Origin of the sequence: Acinetobacter sp. MYb191 (genome assembly GCF_037572605.1) — a bacterium.
Lineage (GTDB): Bacteria > Pseudomonadota > Gammaproteobacteria > Pseudomonadales > Moraxellaceae > Acinetobacter > Acinetobacter johnsonii.
The window spans coordinates 133,642-146,514 of sequence record NZ_JBBGZP010000008.1; the positions used below are offsets into that span (position 1 = coordinate 133,642).

11 protein-coding genes and 1 pseudogene are annotated in these 12,873 nt (G+C 32.1%); 9 read left to right on the forward strand and 3 right to left on the reverse strand.

The window, feature by feature from the left end; all coding sequences use genetic code 11:
- Positions 1–84 precede the first annotated feature (84 nt).
- Genes WH214_RS03845 through WH214_RS03860 form a run of 4 tightly spaced genes read left to right on the forward strand, consistent with a single transcriptional unit; the run spans position 85 to position 5,804 of the window.
- On the forward strand, positions 85–1,536 hold the full coding sequence (locus WH214_RS03845) for an integrase (protein ID WP_339422325.1): 1,452 nt from the start codon (positions 85–87) through the stop codon (positions 1,534–1,536).
- A 2-nt stretch (positions 1,537–1,538) separates the two neighbouring features.
- Positions 1,539–3,455: a hypothetical protein gene (locus WH214_RS03850; RefSeq protein WP_339422326.1), complete on the forward strand. Its 1,917-nt coding sequence runs from the start codon at positions 1,539–1,541 to the stop codon at positions 3,453–3,455.
- Complete coding sequence (locus tag WH214_RS03855; protein WP_339422976.1) at positions 3,452–5,428, forward strand: integrase; 1,977 nt, start codon at positions 3,452–3,454, stop codon at positions 5,426–5,428. The genes WH214_RS03850 and WH214_RS03855 overlap by 4 nt, the downstream gene beginning before the upstream one ends.
- Positions 5,421–5,804 (forward strand): hypothetical protein, encoded by a 384-nt coding sequence (locus tag WH214_RS03860; RefSeq protein WP_339422327.1) that lies wholly within the window; start codon positions 5,421–5,423, stop codon positions 5,802–5,804. Before WH214_RS03855 ends, WH214_RS03860 begins: the two co-directional genes overlap by 8 nt.
- A gap of 3 nt (positions 5,805–5,807) precedes the next feature.
- Here the strand turns inward: WH214_RS03860 and WH214_RS03865 are convergent, their stop codons facing one another.
- Together WH214_RS03865 and WH214_RS03870 are read right to left on the reverse strand one after the other, a co-directional pair.
- Positions 5,808–6,332 (reverse strand): hypothetical protein, encoded by a 525-nt coding sequence (locus tag WH214_RS03865; RefSeq protein ID WP_339422977.1) that lies wholly within the window; start codon positions 6,330–6,332, stop codon positions 5,808–5,810.
- A gap of 84 nt (positions 6,333–6,416) precedes the next feature.
- A complete protein-coding gene (locus WH214_RS03870) occupies positions 6,417–7,043 on the reverse strand; it encodes a histidine phosphatase family protein (RefSeq protein WP_339422328.1) in 627 nt (208 codons plus the stop codon).
- A 110-nt stretch (positions 7,044–7,153) separates the two neighbouring features.
- Between WH214_RS03870 and WH214_RS03875 the strand changes: the two genes are divergently transcribed.
- The 3 genes from WH214_RS03875 to WH214_RS03885 all read left to right on the forward strand — a co-directional run bounded on the left by WH214_RS03875 (position 7,154) and on the right by WH214_RS03885 (position 11,086).
- A complete protein-coding gene (locus WH214_RS03875; RefSeq protein ID WP_339422329.1) occupies positions 7,154–7,348 on the forward strand; it encodes a hypothetical protein in 195 nt (64 codons plus the stop codon).
- A gap of 16 nt (positions 7,349–7,364) precedes the next feature.
- Positions 7,365–7,748, forward strand: a complete 384-nt coding sequence (locus WH214_RS03880) for a hypothetical protein (protein WP_339422330.1) — start codon at positions 7,365–7,367, stop codon at positions 7,746–7,748.
- Between the two features lie 173 nt (positions 7,749–7,921).
- The gene (locus WH214_RS03885; protein ID WP_339422331.1) at positions 7,922–11,086 is read left to right on the forward strand and encodes a hypothetical protein; all 3,165 of its coding nucleotides are present in this window, start codon (positions 7,922–7,924) and stop codon (positions 11,084–11,086) included.
- 407 nt (positions 11,087–11,493) lie between these two features.
- Here WH214_RS03885 and WH214_RS03890 read toward each other — a convergent pair whose 3' ends face one another.
- Positions 11,494–12,012 (reverse strand): hypothetical protein, encoded by a 519-nt coding sequence (locus WH214_RS03890; protein ID WP_339422332.1) that lies wholly within the window; start codon positions 12,010–12,012, stop codon positions 11,494–11,496.
- Positions 12,013–12,098: 86 nt separating this feature from the next.
- On the opposite strand from WH214_RS03890, the gene WH214_RS03895 reads away from it, so the two are divergent.
- A complete protein-coding gene (locus tag WH214_RS03895) occupies positions 12,099–12,305 on the forward strand; it encodes a helix-turn-helix domain-containing protein (RefSeq protein ID WP_339422333.1) in 207 nt (68 codons plus the stop codon).
- 167 nt (positions 12,306–12,472) lie between these two features.
- Positions 12,473–12,709, forward strand: a pseudogene (locus WH214_RS03900) (type IV secretion protein Rhs); the annotation flags it as partial.
- Positions 12,710–12,873: the final 164 nt, after the last annotated feature.

Below are 12,873 nucleotides of genomic sequence, written 5' to 3' on the forward strand. Positions count from 1 at the left end.
GTATTCTTCATGTATAACTATGTATTAAAACAATAATTTTCTGTACATTTATAAATAATTTCAATAAAAGATTTTTGCTTTAGAATGTTAAACAGAGCGCGAAAATTAACTTTATCTAGTTTTACTCAAACAAAGGTAGTAGAACCTTCTCACATTGAATCAACTGAAATAAATCTATCTGAACAAACTCGATACTACATTGCACCCATTATCCAAAATGGATTTGAATACGATCCAGCATTCGGGACTAGTGAGACTAATGCTGCTATTCAATTTAACTTGTATCCAGTAGTGGTTGATAGTAGGGGCATACCGTGGGCAGAAGCGAATGTTTATCTCTTAGATAAGATGAAAAATAGTCTAAATGTAGTTATGGCAACTTATTCAAATTTAGCTAGTGATTTAGTGGCATATCGTCAATTTTTGGATGAGTCAAATGTGAATTGGATTATTTTCGATAAAAACAAATTATACAGACCAACATATCGCTATAGGGCTTACTTAAGAACATTGATAGATGCAGAGGAGGTAGGGATTTCTACTGCTCGAAGAAGAATGAGTACAGTTATTGCATTTTATCGTTGGCTGCAAAGCGAAGGAGTTCTTAAACCAGAATTCCCGATGTGGAAAGAGTCAGATCATTACATAGATATAAAAAATCAATATGGCTTTTCATTCACGAAGCAGATTAAGTCTACAGATGTATCAATTAAAGTTCCTAACTCAGTGAATCCGTACGCTGATACGATCAGTGATGGAGGAAAACTCAGACCTTTGATTAGAGATGAACAAATTTGTTTATTGAATGCATTGAAGGAACTGAAGAATATTGAAATGCTTTTAATTCATGTATTGGCTTTGGTTAGTGGAGCAAGGCTTCAAACGATACTTACGATGAGATTGCATCATGTACTTACTGATATGGCTGGATCAGAATTAAAAGAAATTAGGATTCCTGCGGGGCCAACTACAGGTATTGATACAAAAAATGATAAGAAAATAGTTATACACGTTCCTATTTGGCTTTATCAAAGGTTAAATATCTATGCGCTGAGTGAAAATGCTAAGAAACGGAGAGCCAAATCATTACTGGGCAATAGCGATGATCAATATTTATTTTTGAGTAATCGTGGTACGCCTTACTATCAGTCTAAATCTGACATGCAAAACTTTAGTCAGGATTTTGATTTGCATCATGCAAAGAATGGGCAAACAGTCAGACAATTTATTAATGATAAGGTCATTCCGTATATTCGTGATCACTCAAACATGCCTGAGTTTAAGTATCGCTTTCATGATTTGAGAGCAACTTTTGGTATGAATCTGACAGATGAGCAATTGGAATATGTTGCAAGAGGAGAAATAAGTCTCCATCAAGCCCGAGAGTTTGTAAGAGTGAGGATGTGTCATGAATCTTCAGCAACGACAGACTTATATTTACAATACCGACAAAACTTAAAACATATTAGGAAAGTGGGGAGTGCATACAATGATCATTTGCGTGAAATTATCAGCTCACTTGAGTTGGAGCGCTGATTGTGAATTTAGAGCGCAGAAAAGTTCAAGTTTATGAATTACCACTAGATCCCGATATTAGAATCCTAAGACCTGAACAAGTGATAGTAAGGTTTTCACATGGTAAGACAGTCGATATAGGATCATTGTGCTATTTAGTTCGACAGCCGATTGTTAAAGCTTATTTAGGTGCTAAAAGGCATTCAAATACAGGACGATTGGTACAAATAAGTTCAATTTATGAGCCACGAAGACAAGATATACGGCTGCTTATATCTTTCATTTCAGAAAATATTGTACGTAGCGGAAAACGTATTGAAACTATTCGGGACATGATTTCACGGTTAGTGGTTTTTATATTCTGGACAGATCAGAATGAATTTTATGATGTGCTAAATAAGAAGCATGTAGCAAAAAAAGCATTGATCCAATATACCCAGCATTTAAAAGAAAAGGTATCTAGAAATGAGATTTCTATAAATAGTGCAGCACGACAGCAAAATACAATTATTCAATTTCTATGCGATTTTTTTGAAGATGAGGAGTTAAAGTTCGGTATTTCTGTAATGCGAGTTAATCAGCATCTCAAGAAAAACACACAACCGCCAAGTGAGGATGTAAAGGCAAAGGTTTTGTCATTATGTGAGCATATTTTTGATGGACTTACATCTTTAGTTCTTGAGCATAAACCTTACCCCTTTGAACTTGCTATGCCCAGTTATTTGAATTTCAGAAATAACAAACTTTGGGTTTTTCCAGCAGAATCATGGTTTATTCATCCTAGCCAAGCATCATCCAAGCGTAATGGATGCTTAGGATACAATTATGAATTAGGGACATTGAATACGCTTGAACAAATTGCTGAATTACGATTGAAACCGCTCATAAATATCCGCAATGATCACAATCTTTTAAAATGTACTGAGAATAATTTAATAGCTGCGAATCAAAATTTTAGGCATAGCCAAAGAATGCATGTTGGTACAATTGCAGTAAATGCTTTCATCATATTATTTCTCGCACAAACAGGGATGAGTTGGTCACAGTTCGTTAATTTACAATGGGATGAAGATTTCAACGTATCGAGTTCTCATCAATTGTTTAGAACAGTGAAGTGGAGGGCTGAGGGAAAAGAATGCAGTTTTGAATTACCTGTGGGGTTTATGCCGAGATTCAAAAAATTCATTGCATTACGGAAGTATCTTCTTGATGAGCAAAAAAGTGATTTTTTGTTTTTTAAATTAGGGGAAAGAGGCTTAGGAACACCTGTACAAATAAAGACAGAGAGTTTACATGGAATTTATGCAATTTTTAGGCGAATTGATCCTCATTTACAGATGATTCAGTCTAGAGAGTGGCGCGCAGCGAAGAGCGATTGGCTTGTACGGAATACAGATATTGCTACGACTTCACTGGTTTTACAAAATACAGAAAAAACGGTCTTATCTTCTTATATTGCAGGTTCTGAAAGTACCCATTGGGAAGAGATGTCAAACTTCCTGCATAACATGTCTAATGTTGTTCTTTCCACTAAGAATGGTCAAGAACGCTTGTTGCAAGGAGCTGTAGGACAGTGTTCATCCTTTGGTAATCCATTGACATTAAATAATAATGATTCAATAAACAAGCCAAATTGTATTGACCCAGAAGGCTGCTTATTTTGTGATAACTATAGAATACACGTAGATGAGATTGATATTCGTAAATTATTAAGCTGTCGTTATTGTATTGAAAAAACAGCTCCCTTAATTGGAAGTTTGGAAGAACAACACGCAATATTACAACCGATTTTAGCAAGAATTGATTCAATTGTTACTAAGCTGAAAAAATACAATGAGCCATTGGTAACCAAAATTTTGTCAGAAGTGGAAGAGGGCGAACTTGACGTTTATTGGGCAAGAAAACTGGAAATGTTTATGGAGTTAGATTGGATCATATGAATGTTTTAAATCTAGATGCTAAATTACTATTTCCCGATCAAGCAGCGCCTCCAGACTCATTTAATATAATGAGTAACGATTTACCTACTGTTGATTTCGTTGTAAGTAGAACTCATGAGGGAGTAACAGTATCAAGATATGGGGATATGGTTTGGGACTTTACGGTGTACCATCCAGAAGGTAAGCCAAGTAGGTTGTTATTTACTTATTGGGATCAGGGAATATTAACGACTGATAGAGCAAAATTAATTGATGAAATCAAATTCATATTTTTTATCTTAATTTGGATGAGAGATAAACAGCCATTAAGTATACGAACTTTAAGAAATTATTTGACTGTTGTTCGAGAAGTTGCCAAATTTGCAGAACATCGAAATATCACATTAAAAGAAGTGATAGGTGATACTCCGTTATTAATAGAATTTGTTCGATCACAAAATTCTGGATGGCTGGTCGAAACACTTTCATCATTGTTACTGTTATTAGTGGGTAGTAGTTATAAAAAATTTGCGATAAAAACAGTAGAACCTGAAACGATTAGACTGCTCCAAAAGCAGAATAAGCAGTACCGAGGGGCTTTAAAACAGCATGCGCCAATTCCGACACGTATCTATTCTGAAATTTTAGCAAATTTGATGTGTCACTTGGATGAGTGGGAAAAAGTATCAGAAGAGATGATGCAATTGGTCGTCGAATGCTATCAACTTAAAATAAGTATGGGAACTAAAAGAGCTTATTATCATTCGATTTTAGATAATGTGTCAGAGCCTTTAAGAGTTTTTGTCATTACGCAAACTGGAAAATTCACAATTAAAGAAATTGCTAGTTTGATTACAGATGCTCAAAGTATTTGTAAACTTGTAATACAGGCTTTTACTGGTATGCGAGATGAGGAAGCCCAAACACTTCCTTACCAATGTATTAAAGAAATCATTTCAAATTCGCAGAAACACTTTTTAATTCTTGGTAGAACAACTAAGTTAAATCATGGAAGAGCTAAAGCCACGCAATGGATAACCAGTGTTGAAGGCTTAAAAGCTGTCAGAATTGCTCAAAAAATTGCAGATCATATTTATCAGATTCATGATGATGAGGCCGTGCAAGTGGATTCAGATATTTTTCAATATCCACTATTTATTTCAGCCAGTTACTTTGGATTTACAGGTAAAACTATTGAGCCTACAACAACCAAATATCGAATTGGGACTCTATATAGTAAGCAAGGTATTAATAAGCTGATTCCAAAAATAGAGAAGGCAGATCTCGAAGAGCTAGAGCAGATTGATCCACATCGAGCATGGCGATCAGAAGAGAACTTTCAAATTGGGCAGTATTGGAATTTGACTACACATCAGTTGCGTCGTTCGCTGGCACTTTATGCCCAACGATCAGGTTTAGTTTCTTTGCCTTCATTACGGAGGCAGTTGCAACATATTACCAATGAAATGTCGAGTTATTATGCTAAAGGTTCAGCTTTCGCTAAGGATTTAATAGATTCAGATAAAAGTCACTTTGCTAATGAATGGCAGCAAACTCAAGCTGAATCTACTTCGTTAGGATATATTTTTAATGTTTTGATGTCGAATACTACTCTTTACGGTGGCCATATACATTGGATTGAAAATACCCTTAAGGATGAAGAGGGAGTAGTAACTGTTGATCGTAAAAAAACACTACAGCGATTCAAAAATGGTGAAATCGCTTATAAAGAAACGATCATAGGTGGTTGTACAAAAGTAGGGTCTTGTAACTATACCGCTACTAACTGGCTGCAAATTAACTGTCTGAAAGAGAACTGCCGACATTTGATTGTAAGTTTGCCTAAATTGGAACGCGTAATTAACGCTCAAGAAAAAATGATTAACTTTTTGGATATTAGCTCACTTGAATATCGTACAGAACTTTCACATTTAGATGTTCTAAGAGAAACGAAACGTAAAATGATTGAATTAAAAGGCGAAACTAATGTCTGAAATGTTAGGTGAATACTTTGAGGCCTTGGAGCGTTTAAAACAGGGGAAACCGCTTCATGTATCAGTCGGTACAAAAATATCTAATGATTCTGTTGCGCTAGAAGCTGGGCGTAATAAAGGAGCAATTAAAAAATCTCGGTCAATATTTGCTGATTTGATTGTAGCAATAGAGGTAGCTGCTAAAGAGCAAAATATTTTACCGACTGACCAACGAAAAGTATTGAAGTTGCAAGATGAAGTAAATACTTTACGCAAGGATTTGGAAAGGGCGTTAGGGCGGGAGATGTCTTTGCTGTATGAAAACTACCAGCTTAAAAAACAACTTAATACTTTAAATGGTGTGCATGTCATTCCGATACGACATACTGATCCTTGATAATTATGAATCAATAATAATATTTGGGATCTTTTTTAAGAAAATATCCCGAGCAATATCACCTTGCTGTTCAATGTTGTATTGTTCAAACACCTTGCCTTTAACAAGATTATATTTATAAGGATTGTATTGTTTGAAAGTTAGATAGTAGGCACTTTGTAATACTAAACCATGCATAAGCACATTTGTATGTCTTTGGTATTGCAAGATATGTGTAAGCTCATGAATAAGAAGAGCTTGGATTTGTACGGAGTCTCTTGAGTAATCTTTAGAAAAATTTTCTTTATTTACAAAAAGATGACCATTAGGGGCCATCAATATATTTTTAGGTTGCCAAGGCAAATATGGGATATTAAAAATTTTAACTTCATCATAATTAATTAGATTTTGAAAAACAGATTTTGCAATTTGAATTTCACCTAATGTAAGTTTTCTAAACTCAAAGTCTTTTATATTCAGCCAGTTATATATGAAATAGATGAAGTTTTGGGTGAGTTTCTGAAAAACTTTTGTTAAAAATTTATTCATAGAAAAAGATACAGTAGGCGTTTGTACAATCATTGAGTTTATTTCATCTAGATTATTAAAGTATATAGATAAAATTAAGGCTCCTCATTGTGAGAAGAGATCAAATTTCTGTAACTGTTTTACTCCATCTTGTGAAATTGAAAGTTTATAAATAACAGTATTATCAAGGGGAAGGGCGGTTTGAAATTGACGGAATGATTTAATATCTAATGTTGTTTCAATTGGGCAACCTAGCAATCGCCAAGCCAATAGTGCTATCCAAATTCCATGACCAAAGAACAAACTATTGTCATTAAAAGATTCAATTCTTTTAATGAATAGATCAACTCTATCTAAGAAGTCTTGAAAACAATCTGAATCATGATGATCTCGATAATCTATTGTGGCATTTTCCCAATAGAGTTGAGCAAGTTTTCCTCGTTCTTGACCGTCCATACCATTTATATTTTCAAACCCTAAATAGCTAAATTCATTTAGAATAGTTAAAGTTTCAGAAGGGATTTGATACAAGTGGGCAAATACTTGTGCTGTTTGTTTTGCTCTAAGTAATTCAGAAGAATAAATTTTAGAAGGAGAAATTGAAAATTTTTTAACCAATTCCTGAGCTTGTTTTTGTCCAGCTACAGTTAAAGGTATTTCAATATCTGGTATAGATTTTCCCCCAATATTAGCAACGCTTTGTCCGTGACGTATAAGGTAGAGAGATTTCATTGTTTTCAGTAAAATATTTTATTGCAATCATTTTACTCAAATAAAAGTAGTACCATTACCTAAAATATTGTAACTTAAAAATATAAAACTTAAATTTTAAAGGATCTTACATGGGATTCATCGTAAAGTTACTCGATTCGGGAAATTATTTCACGGCAGGCGAGGATGGTATTGATACAACATCTTCTAGAGAGGAAGCTATTGCTAATGGCCAGTTTAGTGAATATGAAGAAGCGAAAGAAAATGCCGAATATTGGTCTGGCCAAATGGTTTTAGGTGTAGATTACATCATTGAATCGGTCTAACGATGATGGAGTAGTAATGAAAGACGATGAATTAAGAAAACTTTATACAATTGAAGCTTTTCTCAATTATGGAGATTTACCTAGTAATTTTCGGGAGGGCTGGTCACCCAGCTATGGCCTTCATTTCGAAGAGTTAGGTATTAATAATAATGAAAAAGCCCATGTTTATATTAGTTTGAATGGAAAATTTAAAAAGACAAAATGTGAGTTCATTCAAGAAAAAGTTTTGGCTGAAAAGCTTTTTAGGCATGTTGAAGTAAAATTAAAAAAGCTTTATCCAAGTATTACATTGAATATTAGAACAGTTGAATCAAGAGAATTAGACTACAGAAGAAAAAAAGCTTTGGATGAAGCTAATGCAAATGATTTAAAGGTATTAGAGTTATTTAAGGGAAAGTAGAGTCTGATTTACCCTGACTTTATTTAGGGGCGGAGCTCCCCAATAAATGTACAACATTATTTATTGCCTTTTAGTGGGGTGAGTGAATTTTTAGTCTGAGAGAGACCTATTTTTTTGCGAATATATTAACTTAAGTCTATAATTTAAAATGACAAAGCATTACATAAGATCTCATGCAAACACTTAAGAATAGAATTGAAAAAGAGCTAAAAGAATCACTTTATAAAAATGAAATTTACCAAAAAACTAAGTGGAGTGTCTTAGAGAAAAACATCATCCTTTGGTCTACCAATTATAAAAAATATACATTGCTTGTTAGTGTATGTTTTGTTCTGATTAGCTGGCTGGTATTTTTGCTTATTAACCTTGAATTAATAAAAAGTTATTCAGGTTTTTTTACATCTTGGGTGAAGTTGATCGAGTGGCAAGGAACATTTTTAGGTGCTCAGTTGACAATTGTTTGCGTAGTGTATCCATTGGTTATCAGTTTTATTAGTATTTTTTCTAACCAGAAAACATCGAATAGTGTTATTTTTCCGATTTATAAAAAATATTCAGGTTTTATGTTTGCAGGCTTAAGTGGATTAGCTTTATCAGTTTTTATTCTTATAAGTTTTTTTGTTCGCTCTTTTTTAGATGATTCTATATATTTAGTATTTTGTATTACATCTGGAATTTGGCTAGTATTTAATATTTTTCTAACAGCATGGTTTTTTAGTAAAACTTTTCTAATAATTAATGATCACTCTAGAGAGGAAATAATTCTTCGATTTTCAATTCAGGAAGCGTGCCGAATTGATATAAGTAAAAGATTGAAAAATAATATTATTGAAAACTTAAATAATTATGGATTGATAAAAGAATATAATGCAAATAATTTAAAGATTTCTAGATTTTCTTGGGATAATTCAGAAATTTATCCGATAAAAAGGAAAATCAGGGTTAAATATGAATTGAGTAATATAAGATTTTATCTAATAAATTTTGTTATTTATTTACAAACAAATTACCTTAAATTTAGAAATAAACAAGATTTAGAACTGATTTTAGATATTGGAAGAATTAAAGATGATATGTATTTATTAGGGAAAACTAAGGGGTTTAGGCTCTTACCTTGTCTTAGGTTCTTATATAATTATTCTTTTTTATTCAGTAAGTCAGTAGTTGTTGAAAATGATGAAGAATTACTTAAGCTTTTTAAAAATTTTATAGACCCTATTCACCTTTCTTTAAGAGATAATGATATTCGTGCATTTAAGGAGGCTATAGAAAATCTAACTAACTATCATGTAAATGTTTCTTCTGCATTGACATTTGTGAATGATAGTAAGAGAAATGATAATTGGTTATTACTAACAGATGGTTCAATTTTTGGTAGAAGTTATTTTAATCAGTTGTTAATTGAATATTTTATTATATCAAAAGAATCAGTTTTTAAAATAATTGATAATACAGAATTTTATAATGAGATTTTGTATTTTCATAAAAGATTGTATGGATATAAAACAAGCCTTACAGATGAAGAAATAAAAACTCACATTGAACAAAACTATAATTTATGGGAGATTCTCCTAGAGTGGTATGCGTTTGAGATTAATAGAAATCCTAGAACTGATAGAAATTATGAAGAAATTCTCAATAAATTTGTAGGCTCTTGGGAAAGTTGGATTCAATATTATATTGAACCGCATTCAAAAAGAGATTATATGAATGAGCAGACTTTATTAGCTTTTAAGACTCATCTTCAATTCACAGCAAAGACTATAGTAGCTGCATTATCTTTCAAAAACTCTCGAGCAGTTGGTTGGAGTATTGATATGCTAAATCATTGGTTGGAGAAATTTACAAATGGATCCAGTTTTAATGGGAGTTATATGTGGAATTCTACTATATTAAATATTTTTATGCTCAATATACCACAGACTGATCCTATTTGGACTATAGTTAATAGTTCAGGGAAATATTCTAGAGAAATAGCTTATGAGCTTGCTTTTAGAAATTATCATCTTGACTTAAGAATTATAACAGCTTGTTATCTATTAAAAAAGAATGATAACTTATCTATAGATTTTGTAAAAGAAATGATCGATGCATTATTAAAGGGGCAGAGAATACATCCAACTTCAATATCTGAAAGCCTTAAATCTATTTCAAATGCTGGAGAATTAGTAGGAGCTTATATTAGGCACAGGAACTATTCTCAGAGTCAAGAAAATTTATATGAATCATTGCTTAATCAAATTGTAGAAAGTTATAGTAATTTATTTAAAGGTCAGCTCATAACTGGGCGAACATATATGGGTTCAGTTGAAAACATAAGTAGTCTGAATGATAATTATATAGAAATTGCACTATCACTTTCTAGAAATCAATGGGACTTACCTATTAAGTGGTATCAGGCACTTTTTTCTAAATTTTATACCACCACAGATATTAGTTCTATTATATTAGATTTAGAATCATGGATTTTTACATTAAATACATGGCAAGAAAGAAATTATGAATATGTCTTATTTGAAAAGGATTCTTTTCTTAACCTTAAAGAAAATTTTATAAAATCAATTGGTAATATTGTTAAAAAATTGAGAGATCAAAATAATAAGACTATTATTGATGCTCCTGTTGATCGAGATAAAATCGTAGCTTTGGCTACAATTGCATCAAGTACTATTCAAAATAAAAAAACATCATATCCCTTTAAGTTTTTTAATCTAACTGAAGATAATGCTAGTGATTTTCATAATGGTAGTTTTACTTTTAAAAACTATGATAAAAAATATATTGCTGATGTGATTGCTAGTGAATTTGTAATCAATGAAAATGAGTGGATCACTAATGCTATTTCAAGACATTTAGAAAATACTATTTTATTTAGAATATTACAACTTCCAATTACCCATACTTATTCAAGCACATCCATAGAAGAACTCCTTCAAACAATTACTATACAAATTAGTGAAATTGAAGACCCTGTTCTTTTAGTTGGTAATCAAGAGTTAAAAAAAATACTTCGTCGGTGTAGATGGGATAACAATGAAGTTATACCTATACATTTCGAGGATATCAGCGATAGTAGATATATTTGTCATATTGATAAATGTGAAGTATATGATATTTTCTTTGATGATATAGATTATATTATTTTAATCAGTAAAAGTATTTTTGAATCTTTGAGTTTTTATCAATATCACCAATCACAATTCTTTGATGTGGTATTCGAACAAAAGAATCAAGATGACCTTGTTGGCGACTTAGTATTTAAATATCAAATGGCATTAAAATTCTCAGAAAAATTTAAAATTTTGAGATTCAATTTAAATATACTTAATGAAGCTTGAATCATCCTTTCTAAAATTGGATTGAATGTTACCTTCTACTAAATTATATTTGTATTAGTTCAGATTTAATCTGATACAGGGCTTGAGAAACGGAGAAGTTACCGCTTTTAATCAAAGGTGTCAATTTCAATCAAAAAATGGAAAAATTATTTGATATTTATAAGATTATCTATTGAGTACTCTTACGCCATTGGGATGGACTATGTTCATATTAAAACTTCTAACTTGTTGATAGCTGATCCTCTTCCCGATCAATGGTTATAGCATTACATAGCTAACCATGCGGTAATCCTCTAAGAATAGAACTTTTACTTGAAATTTTAAATAATTTATCGTTTGGCTAGCATAGCAATACCTCACAAGCTGTTACTACGCTGCATCTCAAAGGAGAAGATTTTTTACATTAACTAATCTACTTGGGATGCATTCTTATTGCGATTGATATGAATTATCAAATTTTCAATCGCCTTTTTTCGAGCCTGAAATTTTATAAGCTCAATTTTTTTTAATTGGATTAGCTTATCAATTTCCTGTTTTAATTCAGGAAATAATAGTTTCAAATTTTCATACTCCTTCACCTCTTCTATAACGGAATCTAAATTTTCACTGAATGCTTGATTTTTTAATTGAAGTTTATGAATTGGGGAGGGAACTTCATTACAAAAAATTATTCTAAAGTCATTCATGTGTGGTGTTTCACTATAAATGGTGTAGGAATAGTCACTGTTAGAATAATTACTATTTAAGTAATTTTCTTGAACTAAGCACTGAAGCAATCTATAAATACTCTGATAATTAACATTATTATTTTCAATACCGAGCAATTTCACCCTATTCCAAAATTCACAGGTTTTCCATGACTGGATGTCATTCTCTGCAATAACTTTACACAGTTCAGTAAAAAGAGGTTTCTTTGAAATTTTCATAAAATCAATCACAAAATGAGGATTATAAACCGTGGATACTTAATCCTCAAAAAATAATAGTTCTATTCTTTATAGGAATAGAATTTATGAAGGATTTATCGAAACAAATCGGACTTGCGATTCGTGAGCATCGTATAGCAAAGAACATCACTCAAGAGAGACTTGCTTTAATGTGTGATATAGATCGGAGTTATTTGGGACGAATCGAAAGAGGGGAAGTGAATATTACAGTTGTAAAATTGGCTCAAATTGCTCAAATTTTAGAAATTAGCATTAAAGATCTAATACCTTAGCGATATAGTTAAAATTATTATCAATTACATACATTGAATCAAAATTATATGTAATAAAATGTTTCTAGAACATATTCTTGATGTCCATTTTTCTAATTTTAGAAATAGCCAAGCAAATTCCATAACTATATCTAACTGCTTGATTAGTAGTAGTCCATTTCTTATGACTTATAAATAAAATGGCGCATGTTTGGCAAATTCAGCAGGGACTCGCTGTAGTGCGTAAGGCACTTTTTAACCGTCAATATCGTTATGCGTTAAAACAAGGAAAGCAGTTTTTAAGCTATGGCATTGAACAGCAGGCGCAAATGGTGCAAGACTATTTTCTCAAAAAACACTATGGCGAAGAGTGCTCAGCCTATGAGCAGTGTATTCCCTTTGTGGCACACAAAGCCTCGTTCTGACCCCGATAGATAAATCTGTGGAGTGATTGTTAGACAACACATTTTAAAGTCATAAATTGCAAATCATTTGAAGAAAAATGCCAGTGGCATAGGGGAATCGGACTCTTATTTTGAATGCAAAGCACTGGTAAAAAATCGTGAGATTGAGCCTGAAAACGATCTAA

Bases quoted from the DNA above. Each gene is read 5' to 3' on its own strand.
- WH214_RS03845 (WP_339422325.1), top strand. From the start codon at position 85: ATGTTAAACAGAGCGCGAAAATTAACTTTATCTAGTTTTACTCAAACA.
- WH214_RS03855 (WP_339422976.1), top strand. From the start codon at position 3,452: ATGAATGTTTTAAATCTAGATGCTAAATTACTATTTCCCGATCAAGCA.
- WH214_RS03860 (WP_339422327.1), top strand. From the start codon at position 5,421: ATGTCTGAAATGTTAGGTGAATACTTTGAGGCCTTGGAGCGTTTAAAA.
- WH214_RS03865 (WP_339422977.1), bottom strand. From the start codon at position 6,332: ATGAATAAATTTTTAACAAAAGTTTTTCAGAAACTCACCCAAAACTTC.
- WH214_RS03870 (WP_339422328.1), bottom strand. From the start codon at position 7,043: ATGAAATCTCTCTACCTTATACGTCACGGACAAAGCGTTGCTAATATT.
- WH214_RS03875 (WP_339422329.1), top strand. From the start codon at position 7,154: ATGGGATTCATCGTAAAGTTACTCGATTCGGGAAATTATTTCACGGCA.
- WH214_RS03880 (WP_339422330.1), top strand. From the start codon at position 7,365: ATGAAAGACGATGAATTAAGAAAACTTTATACAATTGAAGCTTTTCTC.
- WH214_RS03885 (WP_339422331.1), top strand. From the start codon at position 7,922: ATGCAAACACTTAAGAATAGAATTGAAAAAGAGCTAAAAGAATCACTT.
- WH214_RS03890 (WP_339422332.1), bottom strand. From the start codon at position 12,012: ATGAAAATTTCAAAGAAACCTCTTTTTACTGAACTGTGTAAAGTTATT.
- WH214_RS03895 (WP_339422333.1), top strand. From the start codon at position 12,099: ATGAAGGATTTATCGAAACAAATCGGACTTGCGATTCGTGAGCATCGT.